22 protein-coding genes are annotated in these 25,827 nt (G+C 39.4%); 2 read left to right on the forward strand and 20 right to left on the reverse strand.

What is annotated here, in order from left to right:
* Positions 1 to 4 precede the first annotated feature (4 nt).
* From adcAII to M1F55_RS01805, 6 genes are all read right to left on the reverse strand, one after another.
* Entirely contained in the window at positions 5 to 922 is a 918-nt protein-coding gene (gene adcAII / locus M1F55_RS01780) for a metal ABC transporter substrate-binding protein (RefSeq protein WP_247947156.1), read from the reverse strand.
* Between the two features lie 142 nt (positions 923 to 1,064).
* Positions 1,065 to 2,456, reverse strand: a complete 1,392-nt coding sequence (locus M1F55_RS01785) for an APC family permease (RefSeq protein WP_084924362.1) — start codon at positions 2,454 to 2,456, stop codon at positions 1,065 to 1,067.
* A 122-nt stretch (positions 2,457 to 2,578) separates the two neighbouring features.
* Positions 2,579 to 3,145: a TlpA family protein disulfide reductase gene (gene sdbB, locus M1F55_RS01790; protein WP_247947157.1), complete on the reverse strand. Its 567-nt coding sequence runs from the start codon at positions 3,143 to 3,145 to the stop codon at positions 2,579 to 2,581.
* 10 nt (positions 3,146 to 3,155) lie between these two features.
* On the reverse strand, positions 3,156 to 3,863 hold the full coding sequence (gene ccdA2 / locus M1F55_RS01795; RefSeq protein ID WP_247947158.1) for a cytochrome c biogenesis CcdA family protein: 708 nt from the start codon (positions 3,861 to 3,863) through the stop codon (positions 3,156 to 3,158).
* A gap of 214 nt (positions 3,864 to 4,077) precedes the next feature.
* Positions 4,078 to 4,353 (reverse strand): HU family DNA-binding protein, encoded by a 276-nt coding sequence (locus tag M1F55_RS01800; protein ID WP_001284642.1) that lies wholly within the window; start codon positions 4,351 to 4,353, stop codon positions 4,078 to 4,080.
* A gap of 107 nt (positions 4,354 to 4,460) precedes the next feature.
* Positions 4,461 to 5,300 (reverse strand): DegV family protein, encoded by an 840-nt coding sequence (locus tag M1F55_RS01805; protein WP_247947159.1) that lies wholly within the window; start codon positions 5,298 to 5,300, stop codon positions 4,461 to 4,463.
* Between the two features lie 140 nt (positions 5,301 to 5,440).
* Here M1F55_RS01805 and M1F55_RS01810 point away from each other — a divergent pair, with 140 nt between their 5' ends.
* Positions 5,441 to 6,289, forward strand: coding sequence for a YitT family protein (locus tag M1F55_RS01810; protein WP_247947160.1), 849 nt, complete (start codon positions 5,441 to 5,443; stop codon positions 6,287 to 6,289).
* 87 nt (positions 6,290 to 6,376) lie between these two features.
* On the opposite strand, the gene M1F55_RS01815 is transcribed toward M1F55_RS01810, so the two are convergent.
* From M1F55_RS01815 to eno, 6 genes are all read right to left on the reverse strand, one after another.
* A complete protein-coding gene (locus M1F55_RS01815; RefSeq protein WP_000587433.1) occupies positions 6,377 to 7,294 on the reverse strand; it encodes a bifunctional riboflavin kinase/FAD synthetase in 918 nt (305 codons plus the stop codon).
* 254 nt (positions 7,295 to 7,548) lie between these two features.
* Complete coding sequence (locus M1F55_RS01820) at positions 7,549 to 8,409, reverse strand: methionyl aminopeptidase (protein ID WP_000631543.1); 861 nt, start codon at positions 8,407 to 8,409, stop codon at positions 7,549 to 7,551.
* A gap of 15 nt (positions 8,410 to 8,424) precedes the next feature.
* A complete protein-coding gene (gene spxR / locus M1F55_RS01825) occupies positions 8,425 to 9,702 on the reverse strand; it encodes a CBS-HotDog domain-containing transcription factor SpxR (RefSeq protein WP_084863329.1) in 1,278 nt (425 codons plus the stop codon).
* Positions 9,695 to 10,246 (reverse strand): GNAT family N-acetyltransferase, encoded by a 552-nt coding sequence (locus M1F55_RS01830; RefSeq protein ID WP_084928490.1) that lies wholly within the window; start codon positions 10,244 to 10,246, stop codon positions 9,695 to 9,697. The genes spxR and M1F55_RS01830 overlap by 8 nt, the downstream gene beginning before the upstream one ends.
* Before the next feature lie 15 nt (positions 10,247 to 10,261).
* Positions 10,262 to 11,521 carry a UDP-N-acetylglucosamine 1-carboxyvinyltransferase gene (locus tag M1F55_RS01835; protein ID WP_020902835.1) on the reverse strand — a complete coding sequence of 420 codons (1,260 nt, stop codon included), beginning with the start codon at positions 11,519 to 11,521 and terminating at the stop codon, positions 10,262 to 10,264.
* A 258-nt stretch (positions 11,522 to 11,779) separates the two neighbouring features.
* Positions 11,780 to 13,084 carry a surface-displayed alpha-enolase gene (gene eno / locus M1F55_RS01840; protein WP_000022813.1) on the reverse strand — a complete coding sequence of 435 codons (1,305 nt, stop codon included), beginning with the start codon at positions 13,082 to 13,084 and terminating at the stop codon, positions 11,780 to 11,782.
* Positions 13,085 to 13,247: 163 nt separating this feature from the next.
* Between eno and M1F55_RS01845 the strand changes: the two genes are divergently transcribed.
* On the forward strand, positions 13,248 to 13,694 hold the full coding sequence (locus tag M1F55_RS01845) for a DUF1694 domain-containing protein (protein WP_049501770.1): 447 nt from the start codon (positions 13,248 to 13,250) through the stop codon (positions 13,692 to 13,694).
* Here M1F55_RS01845 and M1F55_RS01850 read toward each other — a convergent pair.
* The 8 genes from M1F55_RS01850 to ligA form a co-directional block, all read right to left on the reverse strand.
* The gene (locus M1F55_RS01850) at positions 13,691 to 14,806 is read right to left on the reverse strand and encodes a glycerate kinase (protein WP_247947161.1); all 1,116 of its coding nucleotides are present in this window, start codon (positions 14,804 to 14,806) and stop codon (positions 13,691 to 13,693) included. The two genes, M1F55_RS01845 and M1F55_RS01850, sit on opposite strands and share 4 nt — an antisense overlap.
* Before the next feature lie 8 nt (positions 14,807 to 14,814).
* Positions 14,815 to 15,459, reverse strand: coding sequence for a phosphoserine phosphatase SerB (gene serB, locus M1F55_RS01855; RefSeq protein WP_125443194.1), 645 nt, complete (start codon positions 15,457 to 15,459; stop codon positions 14,815 to 14,817).
* Between the two features lie 58 nt (positions 15,460 to 15,517).
* A complete protein-coding gene (glgA, locus tag M1F55_RS01860) occupies positions 15,518 to 16,951 on the reverse strand; it encodes a glycogen synthase GlgA (protein WP_084953872.1) in 1,434 nt (477 codons plus the stop codon).
* The gene (gene glgD, locus M1F55_RS01865) at positions 16,948 to 18,087 is read right to left on the reverse strand and encodes a glucose-1-phosphate adenylyltransferase subunit GlgD (RefSeq protein WP_247947162.1); all 1,140 of its coding nucleotides are present in this window, start codon (positions 18,085 to 18,087) and stop codon (positions 16,948 to 16,950) included. The genes glgA and glgD overlap by 4 nt, the downstream gene beginning before the upstream one ends.
* Positions 18,077 to 19,219: a glucose-1-phosphate adenylyltransferase gene (locus tag M1F55_RS01870; RefSeq protein WP_020902830.1), complete on the reverse strand. Its 1,143-nt coding sequence runs from the start codon at positions 19,217 to 19,219 to the stop codon at positions 18,077 to 18,079. The genes glgD and M1F55_RS01870 overlap by 11 nt, the downstream gene beginning before the upstream one ends.
* Positions 19,209 to 21,134 carry a 1,4-alpha-glucan branching protein GlgB gene (glgB, locus tag M1F55_RS01875; protein ID WP_247947163.1) on the reverse strand — a complete coding sequence of 642 codons (1,926 nt, stop codon included), beginning with the start codon at positions 21,132 to 21,134 and terminating at the stop codon, positions 19,209 to 19,211. The genes M1F55_RS01870 and glgB overlap by 11 nt, the downstream gene beginning before the upstream one ends.
* A 314-nt stretch (positions 21,135 to 21,448) precedes the next feature.
* Positions 21,449 to 23,728, reverse strand: a complete 2,280-nt coding sequence (gene pulA / locus M1F55_RS01880; protein WP_247947164.1) for a type I pullulanase — start codon at positions 23,726 to 23,728, stop codon at positions 21,449 to 21,451.
* Positions 23,729 to 23,844: 116 nt separating this feature from the next.
* A complete protein-coding gene (ligA, locus tag M1F55_RS01885; RefSeq protein WP_247947165.1) occupies positions 23,845 to 25,803 on the reverse strand; it encodes an NAD-dependent DNA ligase LigA in 1,959 nt (652 codons plus the stop codon).
* Between the last annotated feature and the right edge of the window lie 24 nt (positions 25,804 to 25,827).

A 25,827-nucleotide genomic window follows, 5' to 3' on the forward strand; every position in this document is an offset into this window, starting at 1 on the left:
TTCCTCATTTCAATTCTTCTGCTAGAACACTCATATTTTCTTCCAGATTTTCTAAATAAGTCTTGTCATTTTGTGGGTCTGCCTCTAAAGGATTCAAAGTTTTAAGACCTACACCTGTTGATTTGACAAGAGTTTCAGCTACTTTTGAAGAAGCATTACTTTCTGTAAAAATCGTTTTAACCTTATAGGTTTTAACAAATTCCTGAATTTCTGTTAGTTGTCTTGGACTTGGTTCTTGTTCAGGAGAGATCCCTGCAATACCAAGTTGATTAAGTCCAAATCGCTTAGCAAGATAAGAAAAGGCTGTATGTTGTGTTACGAAGGTTTTCTGACTCGCTTTTTCAAATTTAGGCTGGAATTTCTTAGTCAATTCTTGAGCTTTTTTTATAAAGGCTTGCGCATTTTTCTGGTAAGTTTCTTTATGCTCACTATCCACCTCTGAAAGTTTATCAGCGATAATTTGCGCTTCTTCTCCAGCTTTCTCAGGATCTAGCCAAGTATGCGGATCGTAGAGCGTTTTTTCATCAACTCCATCCCCTGCTTCCACATCTTCTAGGCCTGGGACGCGGTCCAAGGTCATTCCCTCAGATGCTTCTAAAACCTTAACTTTAGATTTTTTTAGATTTGGATCCAAACTTCCTGCCCAAGATTCGAGCGTATGAGAATGATAAACAAATACGTCTGCATCATAGATGGCTGCGATATCATTCGCTGAAGGTTCAAAAGAGTGAATGCCGCTACTTGACTGGATCATCCGAACATCATTCAAGTCACCAGATACTTCCTTTACCATAGCGTAGATAGGATAGAAACTGGTCACAATTTTCATCCCTTTCCCTGTCTGGCTTTCCTTTTGACCACAAGCACCTAAACACAAAAGAAAGACACTTAACAATACTAAAAATAAACTTTTTTTCTTCATAGATAACTCCTTAACTATTTAATTAACTGGTAAACAGTTTACTCCTAAAAATTTAATCTGTCAAGCTATTTTTAGAAAAAATTTGAAATTTCTTTCACATATAAAAATCTGCTGAGTTTCAATAACTCAACAGATTCTCACTTTATTCTTCTATGGTAGAATGCTTATAGCCATAAGAAAAGTAAATGATACTTCCTATCAACAATGCAACTAGGAAAGCAATCCAGGTTTCCATATTATACTGCAACATAAAGGATAAACAAATGATGATTGATAAAATAGGTAATAAGGGTACTAATGGTGTTTTAAATTCTCCAGCTTTGGGCATTCCTTTTTCTTTCCGTAAACGAATCAGACCATAAGCCAGCATGATCAAGTAGGCCAAGGTACAAATATTTAAGAAGGCTGCGATACTAGCAAGAGGGAACATTCCTGCTGCTACTGCTGAAGCTAGACCGGTCAAGATAGTAGCATTTTTTGGTACCTTGCTTGTTTTGGTTAGTTCTTTAAAGGTAGCAGGCATCAAGCCGTCACGCGCTAAACTGTAAATCATACGCGATAGGGCATAGGTCATCGAGATACAAACCGTAATCAAGGTCAAAATAGCCACTAATGACACATAGTTGGCTGCCCAACTAATCCCAATGCTGCGAAGAGCAAAGGCAACGGCATCGTCGACATTTAGGTGACTATAGTGAACCACACCAGTCAAAACAAGAGTCACCAAGGCATAAAGAATAGTTACGATAGAAAGCGATAAGACAATCCCTCTAGGAATATTTTTTTGAGGAGTCTTGACCTCATCTACAGCCATAGAGATGGATTCAAACCCCAAAAAACCAAAGAACATCAAGGACGCCCCAGCCATAATACCCGTACTAGCACCATATATTTGGCCAAAACCATAAGGGGCAAAATTACTCCAGTTATCAAGTTTGATATGCCAAATTCCTACTAAAACAAAGAGAGCTAAAGCGGAAAATTTCAAAATCACTAGAATAGAATTAAAGCGTAAGGCCGCCTTAGCATTAAGTAAAACCAGCGAGGTAACTAGAACCAAGACAAGAATAGGCAATAAATCAACAAATGTCCCTGCTTGAGGATTAAAGGTACCATTTAAAACCTGAGGAAGGGCTATCCCGTATTGAGAGAGCAAGCCTTTAAAATAAGCTGCCCAACCCGAAGCCACACCAGATATGGCTGTCATGAATTCCATCATGGTTAACCAACCAGCCAACCAAGCTGGGAATTCTCCTAAAATAGCATAGAGATAGCTGTAGGCACCACCTGTAGCGGGTACTCGCGAAGCAAATTCTGCAAAAAAGAGGGCTGATAATCCCACACACAAGGCAGAAATGACGATTGAAATCACTAGCGCTGGACCCGCTAGTGTTGCAGCTGCAGTACCAGTAATTGTAAAGACGCCTGTCCCTACCATGGCTCCGATACCCAGCAAAATCAAATCCCATAACTTCAAATGCCTGTGCATCTCTGTTTTATCCAAACTAACATTCTTTGTTCTAAATATATTCATCTTTGACTCCAAAATAAAATGATGATTCTATTTTACCATAAATATAGGATATTTGTGAATATTTATAAAATGTTTTCCTAAAAAAATCTGACTACTCTCTTGTAATCAGATTTTTATCTATTCTAGTTCATTTCTTTAAAGGCTGCTTCTGCATCCGCATTGCTGATAACACCAAATTGAATCTTCCCAATCTTTCCTTGACTGTCAATCAGGTATTCTGTAGGAATGCTTCGAATTTGATAAGCTTGGAATGTGGTTGCTTTTGTGTCATAAAGAACTGGGATATCCTTATAACCTTGATCTTGGAACCATTGTGGGAATTGCTCGACAGTTTTTTCACCTTGAATTCCTGGTGCAATGACACTAAGAATTTCAAAATCACGATCTGGTTTCGCCGCTAATTCCATCAACTCAGGCATACTTTTCTTACATGGACCACACCATGAAGCCCAAAACTTCAAGTAGACTTTTTTCCCCTTATAATCAGATAACTTAACTTCTTTACCATCCATAGATTGTAAGGTGAAGTCTGGCGCATCTTTTCCAACAGCAATTTGTTGTACAGTCGTTTGTTGCTGTTGTTTTGGGGATTGTTCTGGTGCTTTAGTCTTTTTAGTCTCTTCCTCACCACAAGCTATCAATACAACTAATGACAAGAGGCTTAAGCCAGCAAACATTACTTTTTTCATTTTTTCTCCTTTATTCAAAAATTCCAGCTAGAACATTTACTTGTCCTAATAGTAATAAAATTCCCATTAAAATAATGAGAAAACCACCAATTTTCTTCAGTAGCATCATATGACGTTTAATTTTACTAAAATAAGGCATCACTACACCAGAAGCTAGAGCCAAAACCAAGAAAGGAATAGCCATCCCTAGAGTATAAATCAAGGTATAGATAGCTCCTTGCCAGGCGCCATTGCCTCCAGAAGCCGCAAGCGCTAAAACTGAACTTAAAACTGGACCAATACAAGGCGTCCAACCAAAGCTAAAAGTAATACCGAGTAAAAAGGCTGACCAATAACGATTAGCTTCTGATTTCTTAAAAGTAAAGCTTTTTTGAACCTCTAATTTCTTAAAATGAAAAATTTCCATCTGGTGTAAACCTAAAATGATAATAATCGTCCCCATGGTATAGCGAAACCAATTGGCATAGAGAATATTACCAAGGTAACCAGCACCAAATCCTAAGATAAAGAAAATGAGAGAGATACCTGCAATAAAGCAAAGCGTTCGAATCAAACCTGACCAAGCGACTTTTCTTCCAAACAGAGAGAAGCTTTTTGCACCTTCCTGATCATCCAATAAAATTCCAGCATAAACTGGTAACAGAGGAAAAATGCAAGGGGAAAAGAAGGACAAGATCCCTGCTAAAAAAACGGAGATTGAAAATACTATCGTTTCCAATAAAGAACCAACTTTCTTAATAATTCATATCCTATTTTACTATAATCAATTTCATTTGTATGATTTCCGCTACGCAAATTGAATTAGGCTATTTTTGAATGAGGTTTTCTGCCACTAGTTAATTCAGATTTTGCCCCCTATTTGCCCCTTAGACACAAAAAAAGCCTATTGACCAAGCTAGAAAGCTTGATACAATAGGCTTTTTGAACATCGATTATTTAACAGCGTCTTTAAGAGCTTTACCAGCTTTGAATGCTGGAACTTTAGAAGCTGCAATTGTGATTTCTTTACCAGTTTGTGGGTTGCGACCTTTACGTGCAGCACGCTCACGAACTTCAAAGTTACCAAAACCGATCAATTGAACTTTTTCACCAGCTGCAAGGTAGTCAGCTACTGCTGAGAATACAGCTTCAACTGCTGCTGCTGAGTCTTTCTTAGTCAATTCTGTAGCTTCTGCTACTTTAGCGATCAAATCTTGTTTGTTTGCCATGTTAATGATTCCTCCAATTTAATTTCTAATTAACAATTATAATCATATCCTAAAATCCCTTTTAGGTCAAGTTAAAAACGCTATTTCTTCCCATTTTATTTATTTTTTTAAGAGTAGTAACGTACTAAAATAGCCCAAGCGTTCTCACCCGTGTGAGTTTGAATAATAGAGCCCGTTTCCAAAACTGAAATAGGCTTTTCAACATAAGCTTGTAAGCTTTCTTTCATCTCTTTTGCCCAATCAGCACTACCAGAATATGAAATTCCAATCTCTGCTACAGAACGTTCAGAGAGCGATGTTATCAGTTCATCCAACCATTTTTTAAAAGTTTTAGCTCCACGACCTTTAACGATTGGCTGCAATTCATGGTCCTTCATCTGCATGACAACACGTATATTGAGAAGTGAGCTCAACAATCCAGTTACACGCCCAATTCGTCCACCTTTAACAAGGTTTTCCAAAGTCGAAACGCCAATATAGAGTTCTGTGTGGTTTTTAACCTCTTCTACATGAGATAAGATTTCCTCCAACTCTTTGCCTTCTTGCGCTAATTTTGCAGCCTCAACAACTTGGAATTTCAAGGCTTGGTCAGTGAAGGAACTATCAATAACTGTTACATCGGCAGTAGATAAGCTAGCACCTTGACGTGCCGCTTCTACAGTGCCAGAAAGGGCGTGAGACATATGAATAGCAAGAATCTGGCTACCATCTTTGCATAGGTCTTCAAAAACTTCAGCAAAGACACCTACAGGTGGCTGACTTGTTTTTGGAAGATTCTTACTTTCTTGCATCAACTGAAGAAATTTACCTTCTTCTTTCAAATCCGCATCAGAATAAACAACATTATCAATCATTACAGATAACGGAACAACAGTGATATCTAATTGTTTTACTAGTTCAGGTTCAATAGTAACAGATGAATCGGTTACAATCTTAATTTTTGTCATAGTATCAATCTTTCTATTTTAGGATTCAGATTGGTTTTCTTACTTTTAATTATATCAAAAAAAGATTAAAAATCCTAATGGAGTCATTCAAATTTTCCTTAAAAATTTGATATAATCTACTTATAAGAAAAGAGGTCCCTATGATTAAAAAAATTTATCCCATTTTAACCATTTTACTAGGTGCTGCTATCTATGCTTTTGGTCTAACTTATTTTGTAGTTCCTCATCATCTCTTTGAGGGTGGGGCGACAGGCATTACCCTCATCACCTTTTATCTTTTTAAAATCCCTGTTTCTCTCATGAACCTGCTGATTAATATTCCCCTTTTCATCCTAGCTTGGAAGATTTTTGGAGCAAAGTCCCTCTATTCTAGTTTGCTAGGAACCGTAGCCTTGTCCGCCTGGTTGGCCTTTTTTGAACGTATTCCCCTTCATATTGATCTTCAAGGTGATTTACTAATCACTGCCCTTATAGCTGGGATTCTATTGGGAATTGGTCTTGGTATTATCTTTAATGCTGGAGGTACAACTGGTGGTACTGATATTCTAGCTCGTATTCTCAATAAATACACTCATATATCCATGGGGAAACTGCTTTTTATCTTAGATTTTTGTATTCTCATGCTTATTCTCCTAATCTTCAAGGATTTGAGATTGGTTTCCTACACGCTCTTATTTGATTTTATCGTTTCGCGTGTCATTGATTTGATTGGCGAAGGTGGCTACGCAGGTAAAGGCTTTATGATTATTACGAAACGTCCTGACCAACTTGCTAAGGCGATTAATGATGACCTAGGTAGAGGCGTTACTTTCATCTCAGGTCAAGGCTACTATAGTCAAAAAGATTTGAAGATTATCTACTGTATTGTCGGAAGAAATGAAATTGTGAAAATGAAGGAAATGATTCATCGAATTGATCCTCAAGCCTTTATAACTATTACAGAAGCCCACGAAATCCTTGGAGAAGGATTTACCTTTGAAAAAGAATAAAAAGAGGTCTTGTAGTGACCTCAAAAGTTAGACTACATCATCTATCTTTTGGGTTACAGACAACCTCTTTTTTAATTACCCAAACTCTTAAGACCAATTTCGAGCTACTTCTTCATCAGCCTTTAACTGATCCACTAATTGGTCAACTGAGTCAAATTTGGTCATATCTCGAATACGATCAAGCCAATAAACCATGACGGTTTCCCCATAAATATCTTGATTAAAATCAAAAATATTGACTTCAAAACGTGCTTCTTCTCCATCAAAGGTCACATTTTTTCCAACACTAGCCATAGCGCGATACTTCTGTCTTTGAATTTCAACATCAACAACATAAACACCATCTGCTGGCATATAAGTACGGTCTAAAAGTACCAAATTAGCTGTTGGATAACCAATCGTACGACCACGAGCGTTACCATGAACCACCATACCTCTGGATGGAAGCGGTGCCCCCAAAAGTTCTCCTGCTTCTTTCACATTGCCATCTAAAATAGCTTGACGGATACGAGTTGAACTAATCTTTCCTTTCTCATCTTCTACAGGTGGGACAATGATAACCTCTCCATCAAAGTAATTCTTTAAATCTTCTGCCGTTTTTTTGTCAGAACCAAATGTATAATCAAAACCTGCAACAATAATTTTGGCATTCATAGCCTTGATATAAGTCGCAAAAAATTCTTCTGCTGTGAGACTAGCAAATTTGCTACTAAAATCAAGGAGATACAATTCTTCTACACCTTCACGCTTTAATTTTCTCTCACGTTCAGCAGGGTTCAAAATATGCAAAAACAAATCCGGATGATAAGGCTCTAAAGCAATCTTTGGAGATTCATTAAAGGTCATAACTACGATAGGCAATAAATCCTTTCTCGCAGCCTTATTGGCAACACGAAATAGTTCTTGATGTCCCTTATGTATACCATCAAAATAGCCGAGAACAACGACCGAATCGGATGGTGTGCCAATATCTTTTTGATTTTTTATAGGAATAGTAATAATCATAAAATAATTATATCATAGTGATAGCTATTTCTAAACCAGAAAATCTGAAATGTCGTTTTTTTAAGCTGAAGTGTAGCATTTTAGAAGAATTTTGTTTTTAAAATCAACATAACGTACAAGAGATTGACGTAAGGATCTTGAAATCAGAAAAACGCATCACATCAGCCCTTAAAACTTGATACAATGCGCTTTATTATGAAAAGTTCTAGTAAATTCTTTATAAAATCAACTTCCAGCAGCCTTTTCACTTTTTATTAATAAGTTCCTTCTTCACCTTGACTAGTCAAGATAACAGGTCCGTCTTTCGTAATCACGAATTGGTGTTCATATTGACAAGATAGGCCACCGTCAATAGTCTTATGCGCCCAGCCGGTCTTCATATCTGTGTCGATTTCCCAGTCTCCTGTATTAATCATGGGTTCAATGGTTAGTACCATGCCTTCACGGAGACGGAGTCCGCGGCCTGCAATACCATAGTTAGGAACCATTGGTTCTTCGTGCATTGTTGGACCAACACCATGACCAACCAAATCACGCACTACACCGTAACCACGGCTTTCAGCGTATTCTTGAATGGCTGCACCAATATCACCGATACGATTGCCAACAACAGCTTGCTCAATCCCTTTGTACATAGCTTCTTTGGTTACATCCATCAAGTTTTTCACTTCTTCAGACGGTGTACCAACGGCGTAAGCCCAACATGAGTCTGCTAGACCACCAGAATAGCTCTGAGTGTATTTTTTCATTTGCTCGACATTGTTGAAGTTTAATTTTGAGACATTCAAATCAGATTTGGCAATAGGACCTCCCAAAACCATATCAACCTTGAGCAAATCACCATCTTTCAAGATATAGTGACGAGGGAAAGCGTGAGCTACTTCATCGTTAAGAGAGCAACAGGTAGCATAAGGATAGTCCATCATGGCACCGTCGACCCCAATCTGAAGTGGAAGGAAATTTTCTTCCTTGCAACGACGGCGAACGTATTCTTCAACTTCCCACATGTCAACGCCAGGCTTAATCAAATCACGTAAGCCGATATGAATACTTGCGAGGAAATCACCGGCTTTATCCATAGCTTCGATTTCACGAGCTGATTTTAATGTTATCATTTTTTCTCCTAGTTTCTAATTAATTTTAACAGTCACATTTGCTTTTGAAACAATCTGATGACCATGATAAATATCGTAGTCAATAATAGCTGATCGTCTAGTATGATGGATAATGCGTGCTTGAATGCGCAGTATATCATCTATCTGAACAGCCTGTAAAAAGTAGATCAGCATCTGCTCGATAATGAGATTGCGCCCGCTATTCACAACTAAATCTTGAGTCATGTGGGTCAAGATTTCTGCCAATACACCGTTAGCCAAAACACCATTTTTTTCAAGCATAAAGGGTTCAACTGTAATGACGACTTCATCATGGTGATAAGAAAGTTTTTGACCAATCTGCTCAGAAAAAGTCGGTAGAGCAGAAACTTGTGAACGGCTCATCTTCTCCATGACATCTCGTCGTGTCACAACTCCAAGCAAGGTTTGATTATTCCGAACAACCGGTACCATTTCAAAGTCTTCAGCAATCATCCGTTGACTCACATTGGCAATATTTGTCGATAATCCAACCAAAAATAAACTACGTGACATGACCTTGTCAATTGTGGTACTTGGTGACTTATCACCAGCGTCTCTCATGGTTACAACACCAACAACAACCTGATGTTGATTGATAACTGGAAAACGACTGCTACGATTCTTACGAACTAAGTCCAAATAATCTTTGACTGTATCGGTTTCTCTCAGAAAACCATACTCATGACTCGGACGATAAAGTTTCTCAACAGTTAAAATATCCGTCTTAATTTGGACATTTGAGAGGGCTTTATTGATCATGGTCGCAATGGTAAAAGTGTCATTCTTGCTTCTCAGAACAGGAATCCCTTTTTGATTGGCCAGTTTAAGCACATCATCATGAACCTGAAATCCACCTGTAACCAGAACTGCATTTTCATTTTCAAGCGCTAACAGTTGGATACGGGTACGGTCTCCGACAATCAAGAGCCCCCCATCGTGAAGGTAAGATAAGATATTTTGTTCAGTCATGGCACCGATTGAAAACTTACTAAATTCTCTCTCTAAACCTTCTTTCCCAGCTAGAACCTCAGAAGAAGTCACTTCTGCAATTTCAGCAAAAGTTAATCTCTCAATAGCAACTTTCTGAGATTTAACACGAATAGTACCACTTCTAGGACGGGTCTCCACAATTCCACGGTTTTCAGCTTCCTTGATAGCGCGATAAGCCGTTCCATCACTGACTCCTAGATGGTTGGAAATGCTACGAACACTGACTCTTTTACCAACAGGTAATTCTTCCAAATAACTTAGAATTTCTTGGTGTTTACTCATTAAATTCTCCCTTTACAAAGCGAAACTCAAGATAATCTCGCATTTTCCTTGTATAGCGATCACTTCCTTTAAACTGACGGAACAAACGGAATCCAGCCTTAAGAGCAACTTTTTGGCTAGCTTCGTTTTCGAGATGGGTTATGATGGACAATTGTTTTAAACCAAACTCCTCAAAAGAAAGTTGGCAAAGTTTTTTAACAATTTCTGTCATAAAGCCTTGGGACCAAGCATCTTTTCTCAAAAAATAGCCAAGTTCTGCTTCTTTTTTAATTTCATCTAGTTTTTCAAACTTAACAGAACCAATCATTTTTTCAGTTTTCTTGTCACAAATAGCCCAAACTCCTAAAGGAGCCTTCATAAAATAATTGGCCAGTGCATATTGACTCTCTTCCAAACTAGCTTGACTTGGAAAAATGAATTGTAAATTTTCTGGATTTGAAGCTATCTCATGGAAGTCCTGACTATCACTAAAAAAGAAAGGACGCAAATACAAGCGATCCGTTTCAAAAAAAGAAAACATTGCTAATTTGGTCCAAATATTCATAAACACCTCTACGGTTTATTCTTCAACAAGTGTAATATCCGCTCCTAGATTACGTAATTTTTCAATAATATCTGAATAACCACGTAAGATGAACTCAATATTTGTAATTTCAGTTTTGCCTTCAGCCATTAAACCAGCAATGACAAGTGCGGCCCCAGCTCTAAGGTCAGTAGCTTTTACATTTGCACCACGCAAAACACGTCCACCAGTATATAAAATATGGTCGTTTGTAGTCGTAATATCTGCGTCCATCTTTGCTAGTTCAAAAACATGGTTTACTCGTTTTTCATAAATGGTATCAATAATGGTACCACGCCCCTCTGCTGTTAATAGAAGAGGAGTAATTGGTTGTTGCAAGTCAGTAGCAAAACCAGGATAAGGAGCTGTCTTAATATTGATTGCTTTCAAATTAGACTGTTCTTCGACAAAAATACTGTCCTCCGATACAGTCATTCTCACTCCCATTTCTTCCAACTTAGCGATGAATCCTTCTAAGTGTTCATAAAGAACATTATTAATACGAATTCCCTTACCGACTGCAGCAGCTAAAGAAATATATGTTCCTGCTTCAATACGGTCTGGAATCACCTGATGACGGGTTCCGTGTAATCTGTCAACACCATCAATAATGATAATATTGGTTCCAGCACCACGGATATGAGCACCCATATTATTTAAGAGAGTGGCAACATCAATAATCTCAGGTTCTCGGGCTGCATTTTCAATAATAGTACGACCATTTGCTTTAACCGCAGCAATCATCGTATTAATCGTCGCACCGACACTAACCGTATCCATGTAAATACTTGCGCCGTGAAGTCCTGTATCTTTAGCAGATAACTTCATGTTATCACCCTCGTAGCTAACAGTAGCTCCCATAGCTTCAAAAGCCTTAAGATGTAGATCAATAGGGCGAGGTCCCAAATCACATCCACCAGGTAAACCAACAGTAGCTTCACCAAAGCGACCTAAAAGACTTCCATAAAAATAATAAGATGCACGAAGACTATTGATTTTCCCATAAGGCATTGGAATATTTTGAACACCTCTTGGATCAATCTCTAACACATCGTCATAACGCTTAACAGTAGCCCCCATTAACTCCATAATTTCGACAAGACTAGCAACATCGGAAATATCTGGAACACAATCCAAAGTCACCACATCATCTGCCAAAATAATAGCTGGAATCAAAGCTACTACACTATTTTTTGCGCCACTAATGGTAATCTCACCTTGCAGAGGCAAGCCACCATTGATAACAATTTTTCTCATTTTAAATTTTTAATACTCTTTCAAAATTTCTAAAAAGGTCCTGCATTAAAGTATACCATAAATTCACCCTTTTTTCCATCATTTTCAATTATATTAGCTGAATCGGATTTATTAGTAAATGAGCTGTCTTGAAATGTTTTGCCCCCTAAATACAAAAATAGCCCTTCGGATAAAATCCGAGGGGCTAAAAACGTTGTTAAATCAACGGTCGAACTTTTGAATTTCAAGGTTCGGGATAAAATAGTTCACTGAACTATTTTATTTTTTAAGGTTGTAGAATGATTTCAATCCACGATATTCTGCTACTTCACCAAGTTGGTCTTCGATGCGAAGCAATTGGTTGTATTTAGCGATACGGTCTGTACGTGAAAGTGAACCAGTCTTGATTTGTCCTGCGTTAGTTGCAACTGCGATGTCAGCGATTGTTGAATCTTCAGTTTCACCTGAACGGTGTGATACAACGGCAGTGTAACCAGCTTCTTTAGCCATTTCGATAGCTTCAAAAGTTTCAGTAAGAGTACCGATTTGGTTAACTTTGATAAGGATTGAGTTAGCAGCACCTTCTTGGATACCACGTGCAAGGTAGTCAGTGTTTGTTACGAAGAAGTCGTCACCAACAAGTTGTACTTTCTTACCAAGACGTTCAGTAAGAGCTTTCCAACCATCCCAGTCGTTTTCATCCATACCATCTTCGATAGTGATGATTGGGTATTTGTTAACCAATTCTTCAAGGTAATCGATTTGTTCTGCAGATGTACGAACAGCAGCGCCTTCACCTTCAAATTTAGTATAGTCGTAAACTTTACGTTCTTTATCGTAGAATTCTGATGAAGCACAGTCAAATCCGATAAATACGTCTTTACCTGGAACATATCCAGCAGCTTCGATCGCAGCAAGGATAGTTTCAACACCGTCTTCAGTTCCTTCGAAACGAGGAGCGAATCCACCTTCGTCACCTACGGCAGTTTCCAAACCACGTGATTTAAGGATTTTCTTAAGAGCGTGGAAGATTTCAGCACCGTAACGAAGAGCTTCTTTAAATGTTGGCGCACCAACTGGCAAGATCATGAACTCTTGGAATGCGATTGGAGCGTCAGAGTGAGAACCACCGTTGATGATGTTCATCATTGGAGTTGGAAGAACTTTAGTGTTGAATCCACCAAGGTAGCTGTAAAGTGGGATTTCAAGGTAGTCAGCAGCAGCACGAGCTACAGCGATAGACACACCAAGGATTGCGTTTGCACCCAATTTACCTTTGTTAGGAGTACCGTCAAGAGCGATCATAGCACGGTCGATAGCTTGTTGATCACGTACATCGTAGCCAATGATAGCTTCAGCAATGATGTTGTTTACGTTGTCAACAGCTTTTTGTGTACCAAGACCACCGTAACGAGATTTGTCACCATCGCGAAGTTCAACTGCTTCGTGTTCACCAGTAGAAGCTCCTGATGGAACCATACCACGTCCGAAAGCACCTGATTCAGTGTAAACTTCTACTTCAAGTGTTGGGTTACCGCGTGAGTCTAGGACTTCGCGAGCGTAAACATCAGTAATAATTGACATTTTTTACTCTCCTTATGAGTTAAATTTTTTACACCTCTATAATACCTTAAAACCCCTCCTTTTTCAAGAAAAAACGTTATCTTTGTGCAAATTTTCCTTAACTTTATAAAGTAATCGCTTTCTTTTGTCTGTTTTATTCTAACTTTTATGATATACTGTTTTCATGACAGATTTATCAAAACAATTACTTGAAAAAGCTCATGGTGGAGCAAAATTAAATCCGGATGAGCAAAGACGCTATCTTGGTACTTTTGAGGAAAGAGTTCTTGGATATGCAGATATTGATACAGCAAATAGCCCTCAGTTAGAAAAAGGCTTTTTATCCATTTTAGAAAACCTTCAGGAAAAAGCAGAACCACTATTTGTGAAGATTTCACCAAATATCGAATTTGACAAGCAAGTTTTCTACTTAAAAGAAGCTAAAGAAACTGATAGTCAAGCTACCATTGTATCTGAAGAGCATACTTCTTCTCCTTTTGGCCTTATTATCCACACCAATGCACCAGTTCAAGTAGAAGAAAAGAACCTTCGACTTGCTTTTGCAAAACTTTGGGAAGTTAAAAAGGAAGAACCAGCCAAAACATCCATCTGGAAGAAATGGTTTGGCTAAATCTTGCGCATATTTAATAAATGCCCTACATTAGCAGCCGTGTGCTCCAAATAGAGACTGGCATTTTTCAAACTCTCTTCTAGAGGTTCACTTTTCTCCAAAATAGAAAAGGCAGCTTGGATATTTTCAAATGGTAGGGAAGGTAAATCTTCAGCGAGACTACCGCAAATAGCAATAACAGGAACTCCGACAGGGGTTCTTTTTGCTACGCCTATAGGCGCTTTCCCAGCAAAGCTTTGACAATCTAGTCTTCCTTCTCCAACAATAACCAAGTCAGCATTTGAAACTTTCTTATCAAAGTTGATTAGGTTCAAGCAGGTATCAATTCCCGACACGATATTTGCCTGAGCAAAGGCACACAAACCGCCAGCAATGCCTCCACCAGCTCCTGCTCCTTTAATTTCCAATGTTGCAGGTGAGACTTTTTCATAAAAATCTTGGATTGCCTGATCTACGGCATCAAACATAGTAGGATCTAGGCCTTTTTGTTTGCCAAAAATATAGGTCGCACCTTGAGGACCACATAAGGGACTCACGACATCTGCTAAAATACGAATTTGAACATCTTCAGAAATTTCATAGCGATTTTCTGTTGAAACAGAAGCTAATTTTAGTAAGGATTGACCGCAAGCCGGCAAGACATTTCCATCCTTATCATAGAATTGATACCCCAATCCAGCAGCAATACCAATACCGCCATCATTACTGGCCGTACCACCAACGCCGATATAGATTTCTTTAATCCCTTGAGCAATGAGATGACGAATCAACTCTCCAATACCACGAGTTTGTATTTGAAGTGGATTTCGTTTCTCTAGCGAAATTTTTCCAAGGCCAACCAAGTCGGCAACTTCAAATAATGCCAGTTGACTTTTTTGAAAATAGCGCATGGCTTCTTTTTGTCCAAAAGGTCCTGTCACTTGGATCCATTTTTCTTCTAGGTCAAGAGAATGTCGGATAGCATCTACAGTACCTTCTCCCCCATCACCAACAGGGCAGAGGAGACATTCTACATCTGCTATCGATTGTTGGAAGCCTCTTTTTATTGCTTCAGCTACTTGTTGAGCGGACAAGCTTTCCTTAAATGAATCTGGTGCAATTACAATCTTCATATTTTCCCTCATTCTAAACAGTCAATCAAAGGAAGAACTTCTAAAAAATCCCTCTTGTCAACATGATTCGGTATTTCTTTTTTGAGTACTTCTTTGCCACAAAAGGCGATTCCCAATCCTGCCGACTTCAACATAAATAGATCATTGGCCCCATCTCCGATTGCAATCGTTCTTTCTTTAGAAAGTTTTAGTTCCTTTCTCCATTGTTCCAGAGTCTCTTTTTTAACCTCGGGACTAATAATTTGTCCAACTAATTTCCCTGTTAGAAAGCCACCTTTGACTTCTAGTTGGTTGGCAGAGAAACAGGCAATTCCAAGAGATTTTGCTAATCTCTCAACTATTGGAGTAAATCCACCGGACACCAGACCAACTAGGATGCCGTTCTTTTGGAGAATGGAAATGAATTCCTGGGCATTTGGCGTTAGATGAATAGAGTTGAAGACTTTATCAAAGGCCGAAATAGGAAGACCTTCCAAGAAGGACACTCTGTCTCGTAAACTTCTTTCAAAGTCTAACTCTCCTCGCATTGCCCGACTTGTAATCAGCGAAATTTCCTCCTCACAGCCTGCCTCTCTTCCCAACAAATCAATCACTTCTTCTAGAATTAAGGTTCCATCAACATCCATGACACACAAACCTTTTACTTGAGACATAAGTTCTCCTCTCTAAACAGCCTAAAAATCGTATGAAGTCATCATACGATTTTATCTATTAATTAACTAAGCTATGGTACAAGTCAAGGTATGATTTGCAGGCTGTATCCCATGAGAAATCACACTCCATAGCTTGTTTTTGTAGTTTTCTCCAAACGTCAGGATGGTTTCGATACAAGTCCAATGCTGTTTGGAAAGTCCAATTTAACCAATAAGGAGATAGATTGTCAAAGCTAAAGCCCGTACCGCTTCCTTCGATTGGATTGAAAGCGCGAACGGTATCTCGCAAGCCACCAACTTCATGGACCAATGGCAAGGTTCCATAACGCATCGCCATCATTTGAGACAAGCCACATGGTTCAAAACGACTTGGCATGAGGAAGAGGTCACAAGCAGCGTAGATTTCTTGAGCTAGTTTGACATCAAAAGTGATATTTGCTGATAGCTTGTCTGGGTAAATCTGAGCAAACCACGAGAAAGCACCTTCAAAGGCTGGATCTCCAGTTCCCAAAAGAACAATCTGAACATCATTTTGCAAGATATGGTGAAGACTTTCGACCACGACATCAAAACCTTTTTGACGTGTCAAACGAGAAACAATTCCCACCAGTGGAACATCAGCTCTAACTGGCAAGCCAACTCTCTCTTGCAATTTTGCCTTGTTTTGGTCTTTCCCAGACAAATCTTCTTGACTAAAATGATAGTCTAAAAGAGCATCCGTCTGAGGATTATACAGGTCAGCATCAATCCCATTCACGATACCAGATACCTTGCCAGATTCCATTCGAAGAATCTGATCCAAGTTACATCCAAACTGACTGGTCATAATTTCATGAGCATAACTAGGCGAAACTGTTGAAACACGGTCCGCATAGAGAATACCTGCCTTCATCCAGTTCAGACAGTTATTCCAGCGAAGGGTACCATCAGCATAACGTTCGAAGCCGACTCCAAACAAATCCCATAACATTCCCTCTGAAAATTGTCCTTGGAATTCTAAATTATGAATGGTTAAAACAGTTTTAATTCCTTGATAGGCTTGAATCCAACGGTATTTTTCCTTTAACAAGAAAGGTATCATGGCTGTATGGTAGTCATGAACATGGAGAAGGTCAGGGATAAAGTCAATCCTTTCCATAGCCTCAATGGCAGCCAGTTGGAAGAAAGCGAAGCGTTCCCCATCGTCAAAATCACCGTAAACATGGCCACGGAAGAAATAATATTGGTTGTCAATAAAGTAGAAGGTTACACCGTTTAAGACGGTTTTCTTAATCCCACAGTACTGTCTGCGCCAACCGACGCTCACCTCAAAATGAAGAACATCTTCAATCTGATTTCCAAATTTAGCCTCTACCATGTCATAGTAGGGTAAAATCACTGCAACTTCGTGCCCAGCTTTTACCAGTGATTTTGGAAGAGCGCCAATGACGTCTCCCAAACCACCTGTTTTTGAAAAGGGTGCACCCTCTGCTGCTACAAATAAAATTTTCATGAATGAATATCCTCTGTTACTTTAGCACCTTTCTTAACGACGACTGGATGTTCTGCAGTTCCACGGATCACTACTCCATCCGCAACTTCAACACCCTTGTCCAATATAGCGTATTCTACCTGAGCACCTTCTCCAATAACAACACGAGGGAATAAGATGCTATCTTTAACCAAGCTATCCTTATGGACATGAATATTACGTGATAAAACAGAATTAGCCACTTGACCTTCAATAATACTACCAGATGCAAACTGAGAAGTGCTTACCTTAGATGTATTAGCATAATAAGTTGGCTCTTCGTTTTTGACCTTTGTATAAATCTTTTGATTTGGTGAGAAGAGAGAGTAGAATTTTTGTGATTCAAGCATATCTTTGTTAGCTTGGTAATAAGACTCTACAGAATGAATATTTGCCAGATAACCTGTGTACTCGTAGGCAAAAGCCCCTTCTTTGGCCGCCAAATCCCGTAATACATAGCGCAACTTCTCTGGATGTTCTTTCTTAGCTTCTTCTTCTAAGCGTTCAATCAACCAAGGCGTATCTACGACAAAGATATCTGTGGACATATTGTAAACTTCATCTGATGATTTACTATCAAATAGTTTATGAGAACGAACATGGTCTGTTTCATCCACTTCCAAAATCGCATTTACTTCTGAAATGTCTTTCTTAGCTAGTTTTTTATAAACTACAGTGATAGGCCCTTTTGTTGTACTGTGTAGGTGGAATACTTGATTCAAATCAATGTTAATCAAAACATCACAGTTAAGTGAAACTGTTTGGTTTGAACCAGAACGCTTCAAATAAGTAAGAAGCTGATGATAGTATTCTTTTCCAACTGTACTACTTTCCACACGGGTATTGTAAATACCTAGATAATAATGGCTAAGAAGGGTTGACAAGCCCCACTCACGCCCAGAACGGATATGGTCAAAGACTGAGCTGATATTGTCTTGTTGGAAAATACCGAAAATACTACGCACACCAGCATTAGCAAGACTTGAAAGCGGGAAATCAATCAAACGATATTTACCACCAAATGGCAAACTAGCTACTGGACGGTGGTCGGTCAATGTTGACATATCATGAAAACCAACTGTGTTTCCTAAAATGGCAGAATATTTATCAATCTTCATCTGTTGCTACCCCCACTACTTCATCATATCCTACAACTTGTACTTCTTCTGTTCCATCAATTTCGACACCATCAGAAATAACTGCACCTTCACCAATAATGGCACGTTTGATTTTAGCTCCCTGACCAACAATTGCACCACTCATGATAACTGAATCTACTACTTCTGCCCCTTCGCGAACTTGCGCACCTGTTGAGAGGATAGAATGTTTAACAGTTCCATCTACGAAACAGCCATCAACAACCAAGGAATCTTCCACGTGAGCATTTGCCCCAAGGAAGTTTGGTGGTGAAATTAAGTTTCTTGAGTAAATCTTCCATTGACGGTTACGGCTATCCAAGGCATTTTCTGGAGAAATGTACTCCATGTTGGCTTCCCAAAGTGACTCAATCGTACCAACGTCTTTCCAGTAACCATTAAATTCGTAAGCATAGACACTTTCACCTGACTCAAGGTAATTTGGAATGACATTCTTACCAAAGTCTGACATATCGACATTGCTCTTTTCAGCAGCAACAAGCATATTGCGAAGACGTTGCCAATCAAAGATGTAAATACCCATAGAAGCCTTTGTAGATTTAGGTTGAGCTGGTTTTTCTTCAAATTCAACGATACGATTATTAGCATCTGTGTTCATGATACCAAAACGACTAGCTTCTTTAAGAGGGACATCTAAAACTGCTACTGTCAAGCTGGCATTATTATCCTTGTGAGACTGGAGCATATCATCATAATCCATTTTATAGATGTGATCCCCAGACAGAATCAAGACATACTCAGGATTAACACTGTCTATATAGTCAATATTTTGGTAAATAGCGTGACTAGTCCCTTCAAACCAACGATTTCCTTCACTTGCAGAGTAAGGTTGAAGAATAGAGACACCAGAATTGATACCATCTAGTCCCCAGCTTGAACCATTCCCGATATGGTTGTTGAGAGCAAGTGGTTGGTACTGTGTAATGACTCCAACATTGTTGATGCCTGAGTTGGCACAGTTTGAAAGAGCAAAGTCAATGATACGGTAACGCCCACCAAATTGCACAGCTGGTTTTGCAATGCTTTGAGTGAGTTTACCCAGACGAGTTCCTTGCCCACCAGCAAGAATCAAAGCTAACATTTCATTCTTCATTTTCTACTCCTTTTTGGTTTTTACTTGTGACGGTTTTAGTAGGTTTCAAGCGACGTTTGATTTTCCAAACACTTGCTCCCATAGCCGGTAGGGTAAAGGTCAAGGTCTGCTCATAATCTTTCCATAGTCCTTCTTGCGTTTGCACAGTTTGATTATGTTCTTTCCAAACGCCTCCCCACTCTTCTAACTCAGTATTCCAGACTTCTTCGTAAATCCCTGCAACAGGAAGTCCGATTGTAAAATCTTTTCGTTCAACAGGTGCCATATTAAAGATACAGACTAACATATCATCCTTCTTACCCTTACGGATGAAGGAAAGAACACTCTGGTCTCGATTATCCGCATCAATGATTTCAATACCATCATAGCTGGTATCAATTTCCCACAGACAGCGGTGGTCTTTGTAAAACTGGTTTAGCTGAGAAGTGAAATACTTCATCTTAGCATTCATTGGATCTTCTAGATTAGACCATTCCAACTGTTCTTCAGATTTCCATTCTAGGAATTGCCCATATTCACTACCCATGAAGAGCAATTTTTTACCTGGGTGACAAATTTGGTAAGTGTAGAGATTACGCAAGCCTGCGAATTGATTGTAGCGATCTCCCCACATCTTGTGCATCATACTCTTCTTGCCATGAACCACTTCATCGTGTGAGAATGGTAGGAGATAATTCTCTTTGAAGACATACATAAAGCTGAAAGTCACTAGGTTAAAGTCGTATTTACGATAAATCGGATCTTCTTCGTAGAATCGGAGGATATCATTCATCCAACCCATATTCCATTTATAGTCAAATCCTAGACCATCTGAATCCTTAGTGTCAGTAATCTGAGTAGCTGATGAACTTTCCTCAGCTATCATCATAACGTCTGGATGAACTAGTTTAATCACATCATTCAAGCGTTGAAGGAAATAATAACCTTCATAGTTGAGATTGCCACCATCTTTATTAGGAGTCCATGGAGCATCATCGTAGTCAAGATAGAGCATGTTGCTAACCGCATCCACGCGAATACCATCTAAATGATAAAAATCAATCCAGAACTTAATACTAGAGATCAAGAAAGACTGGACTTCATTCTTTCCAAGGTCAAAATTGAGAGCGCCCCAACCATAGTTATGAGCCTTATTATGGTCTTGGTACTCAAAAGTCGGTGTCCCGTCATAATAGGCCAAGGCATCATCATTGATAGTAAAGTGACCAGGTACCCAGTCTACAATAACGCCTATATTGTTTAAGTGACATTCCTCAACAAAATCTTGAAACTCTTCAGGACGACCATAGGCATGCTCTAGAGCAAAGTAACCCATAAGCTGATAGCCCCAACTCAAACCTAGTGGGTGAGACATCAGGGGCATAAACTCAATGTGAGTATAATTCATCTCAACCAAGTAAGGAATGAGTTCATCTTTCAATTGAGCAAAACTATAGGGTCTGCCATCCGGATTTCTCTTCCAAGAGCCAGCATGAGCCTCGTAAATATTGATAGGACGCTCTTCAAAGCTCAAGCGTTTTCTACGAGCTAGCCAGAGACCATCCTTCCATTTCTTTTCTGGAATATCTGTTAAAATAGCCCCAGTACCAGGTCGTGCCTCATATCGAACAGCCAAAGGGTCAATCTTCATCAGCTGATGACCATTTGCACGCGTGATATGGTACTTATAAATTTGGCCTTCTTGAGCAAGACTGGTAAAGACTTCCCAGACTCCAAATTCATTCCGTTCCATCAGAATTTGATTTTCAACCCAATTGGTGAAATCCCCTACCAAGTGAACAGCCTGAGCATTAGGCGCCCACACACGAAAAGTATAGCCATACTCTCCATTTTTTTCTTCCCTATGAGCTCCCAGATAGTGCTGGAGGTGAAAATTTTCACCTGTCATAAAGGTTTTTAAAGCATTATTATCCATACACCCTCCTGTTTCTGTAAGCGTTTTCTATAGATTTATTATACTACCTTTTTAGGGAAGATTCAAGTAAATTACGGAATTTGCAAAAAAATCTTTTGAAAGTCTTCAACAAATTCACTGATGTGTTCACTTATAAATCAAGAAATTTTCAGAAACACTTTGAAAACGAATTGTTTTTTAACAATACTATCATAAAGTTCGTTATTTAGCTAACAAAAATATAATTTTAAGTAAAAAAAATAAATCAGGAAACGAATCTCCTGATTTTATTAACAGATAAAGCACCACAAATGAATGTAAATTGTAAATCTATTCTACAAAACTTTAAAGACGCTGGCACTGACGCCACCAACCTTGTCTTTATCACTTAAATGGCTATTGGTCAACAACAGTTCTAGATTTCCAGCATTTTCAAACTGGAAGTCTTGCCCTTTAGCATTAAAGACAACCAATAGGTGTTCTTCCCCATGAATCTCATAGACAATCCAACCGCTATGTTCGCGGGCTGAATGAACAAAGACATGATGGTAAATGTCATCATAAGTAGGATAAGAAAAGGCACTGGTTTCTGTCTTCAATCGAATCATCTGACGGATAAACTCAATACTATCTTGACGCTCATTAATCAAGTCCCAGTTGACTTGATTCACACTATCAGGAGCATTATAGCTATTCATAGCACGTTCTCTATCATCATGTGTTAACTCACCATTCTCACCAGTCGCAACCAGTTTAGTACGACCAAATTCTTGACCGATTTCCATAAAGGCCATCCCTTGCATGAGTAGGTTCATAGCTGTGGCAGTCTCAACCTTGCGCATGATTTGCTCTGAACTTTGGTCTGGATGTAGGGTTGCCAACAAATCGTGAAGATTGTAATTGTCATGGGCCTCTACATAGTTAAGCACTTGGTTTGGATGTGTATAGGTACCTAATTCACGACTGCCTAGAATTGCTTTGGCTAGAATTGGCTCTGTCGCAGCACCACTAACAAAACCTGACTTGATAGCGCCATAAACTTCTCCACCTTTAACAGCATCACGCTGATTGTCATTAAAGAAACCGATATTTGGCATCTGGTAGGCATTGTCTTTCTTGGCCTTATCATAAGGTGCAAGACCTGTTCCCATATCCCATCCTTCTCCATAAAGGATAATGTTAGGGTCAATTTCATCCAAGCTCTGACGAATCATCTGCATGGTCTTAACATCATGAATCCCCATCAAATCAAAACGGAAGCCGTCAATATTGTATTCCTGCACCCAGTATAAGAGGGAATCAATCATATACTTGCGGAACATTTCGTGTTCACTGGCAGTTTCATTCCCAACACCCGTTCCATTCTGGAAAGTACCGTCTGGATTCATACGATAATAGTAATCAGGGACAGTTGTTTGGAAAGGTGCATCAACAACTGAGAAGGTATGGTTATAGACCACATCCATAATAACACCAATACCTGCATCGTGATAAGCTTGAACCATGGTCTTCAAATCACGAATAACCTGAGCTGGATCATCTGGATTAGTTGAAAGGCTCGTTTCTGGTGCGTTATAGTTTTGTGGGTCATAACCCCAGTTATAGGTTACATTCCCATCCTCATCGTATTCTTTGTGACGGTCTGCGATTGGTTGCAACTGAACATAATTGTAGCCTATCTTCTTGATGTGATCAAAAGCAGTTGATTGACCGTACTGGTTAACTGTTCCAGTCTGAGCGGCACCCAAGAAAGTTCCTCGAAGATGTTCATCCACACCTGAGGTCGGTGATTTGGTCAAATCACGAATGTGCATTTCACAAATAACTGCCTTACATGGATTAGCCAAGCGCCAAGTAGCCTCCGAACCGTGCTTGACCTCAAAGTTTTTAACTTGCTTTTCTGCATGACTCAGGATAGCTGAACGTTTGCCATCAGGACTGGTCGCGATTGTGTAAGGGTCACGTGTCAGTGTTTGATGATGAGGGAATTGGACTTGATACTGATAAGCCTTACCAGTCAAATCTTCCTCAACATCCAAACTCCAGACACCAATAGTATTGTCCTTATGATTATAAGAGTAGCTATTGCCTCTCTCCATCTCAAAAGTCTTCCAAACAGGAGCATCATTAGCAGCTGATTCATAAACGACAATCTGCACTTCTGTCGCTGTTGGAGCCCAAAGAGAAAAATGAGCCTGATTATCCTCTACACGACACCCCAATTCCCCTTGGTAACCCCAATGATGATCAAAACTAGCACTATTAACGGCCTTATCAAAGGCAAAAGGATTTTGATTTTTATAGAAAGGACTAGCAATAGCAGGATTTTCAGAATAATAAATTCTATCATCCCCTTCCAAAATCCAGACCTCTGTTAAAAGAGGATAGTGATTGAAACGGATAGCATATTCTTGACTGGTTTGACCTGTATGAACTACAAAATTCAAGCTTTCTAGAGGATGAGCGCTTGGATGTTCAAAACTAAATAAGGCACCAAAATAATCTTCTTTGTAGGTCAGCAAATCGATTCGCTGGTCTTGACTTTTTACAAAAGAGCAGGTGTCGTATTCTCCATTCTTGCGATGGTAATGAATACGCATAGGGTAGTTATACATTTTTTATTTTTCCTTTTAATTCTTATTTTCTTTCTATTTCACTAATAATTTTTTGTCAATCTCGACTCAATTAACAAACATAGTTATATTATCTAAACTCTGATTTTAAACGATTATTACAAACTTTCTAGCCAAGCTTCATCTCGAACTTCGATACCAAGTTCTTGTGCTTTTTGCAGTTTACTTCCAGCATCTGCTCCTGCCACGACGAGGTCTGTCTTTTTAGAAACACTACCTGTAACTTTGGCACCCAGACTTTCGAGTTTACTTTTAGCTTCTGAGCGCTTGAGACGTTCCAATTTCCCAGTCAATACAACTGTCAAACCTGACAAGGCCGCATCCGCTACTACTGTCTGACCTTTATAGTCCAGATTGACCCCAGCTTCTTTCAATTCTTTTAGGAGAATTTCAGAGCCCTCTGTCGCAAAGTAAGTCTGAAGACTTTTGGCAATTACACCACCTAGACTTTCAATACTAGCTACTTCCTCTGGATCTGCCTGAGCCAGATTTTCGATTGAATGAAAATGTTGAAGTAACAGCTGACTGGCCTTGCTTCCGACATGGCGAATTCCCAAACCAAACAAGAGCTTCTCGGCAGAATTTTCCTTAGATGCTTGGATGGCCTGATACAGTTTAGAAGCAGACTTTTCCTTAACACCTTCTAAAAGGAGGAAATCTTCTTCTTTCAAGCGGTAAATATCCGCAACGTCCTTAACCAGATTAGCAGCAAATAGCTTCTCAACAATAGATGGACCAAGCCCTGTAATATTCATGGCATCACGAGAGGCAAAGTGAATCAAACCTTCCATAATTTGGGCAGGGCAACGCGGATTGATACAACGCAGGGCCACTTCATCTTCAAAGTGCAGCAAGACAGAATCACAACTTGGACAGTTTGTTGGAATATCTAGTTTCTCTTCAGAAAGCCGTTTGGACTCTACCACACGTAAAACGGCAGGGATGATATCTCCAGCCTTATAAACGATAACCGTATCATCTTTTCGGATATCTTTTTCAGCAATATAATCCACATTGTGCAGGGTCGCACGACTAACAGTCGTACCAGCTAGCTGAACAGGTGTCAGATTTGCAGTTGGCGTAACAACTCCAGTACGGCCAACTGTCCAGTCAACTGAGAGTAGTTGAGCTTCTTTTTCTTCAGCTGGGAACTTGTAGGCTACTGCCCACTTTGGAGCCTTGACGGTAAAGCCGAGTTCTTCTTGTCCTGCTAGGTCGTTGACCTTGATTACCACCCCATCAATATCGTAAGGTAGATTTTCCCGTTCTTGTCCTACTTCTTGGATAAAATTCCAGATTTCATCTATGTTTTCAGCCAAAATTCGCTTAGGATTGACCACAAAACCAAGCTGTTCTAGGTGCTTCAAAACCTTTTCTTGGCTATCACGAGTCGAAGGGCTGGCTTCTTGATAGAGAAATGTGGCAAGATTGCGCTTGGCAACTACAGCTGTATCCAACTGACGCAAGGTTCCTGCCGCCGCATTACGAGGATTAGCAAATTCAGGCTCTCCATTTTCTTGGCGAGCTTGGTTGACCTGGTCAAAAGAAGCTCGTGGCATATAACATTCCCCACGAACTGTGATATCTAGTTCTTCTGGCAAGGTCAAAGGAATGTCCTTAACACGCTTGAGGTTTTCTGTGATATTCTCCCCAATAGAACCATCTCCACGTGTTGCCCCAGCAACCAAAATCCCCTTTTCATAAGTCAGCGAGATAGACAAACCATCAATTTTAAGCTCACAAATATAGGTTGGATGAGCCACTTCCTTACGAACACGCGCATCAAAAGCTTCAAGCTCCTCACGTGAAAAAGCATCCTGCAAGCTGTAAAGAGGATACTGATGACTGTATTTTTCAAAACCATCTAAAACCTTACCACCAACACGATGGGTCGGACTGTCTGCTAGCACTTGATCTGGATAGGCAGTTTCTAACTCAACCAACTCTCGGTAAAGGCGATCATACTCACTGTCTGAAACCGAGGGATTATCGCTGGTATAGTACTCAGTCGCATAGCGATTGAGCAAGGCGACTAACTCATTCATTCTTTTATTCATAAAACCATTTTACCATAAACTAAG

The sequence above is a fragment of the Streptococcus mitis genome (genome assembly GCF_023109235.1).
Classification (GTDB): Bacteria; Bacillota; Bacilli; order Lactobacillales; family Streptococcaceae; genus Streptococcus; species Streptococcus mitis_DA.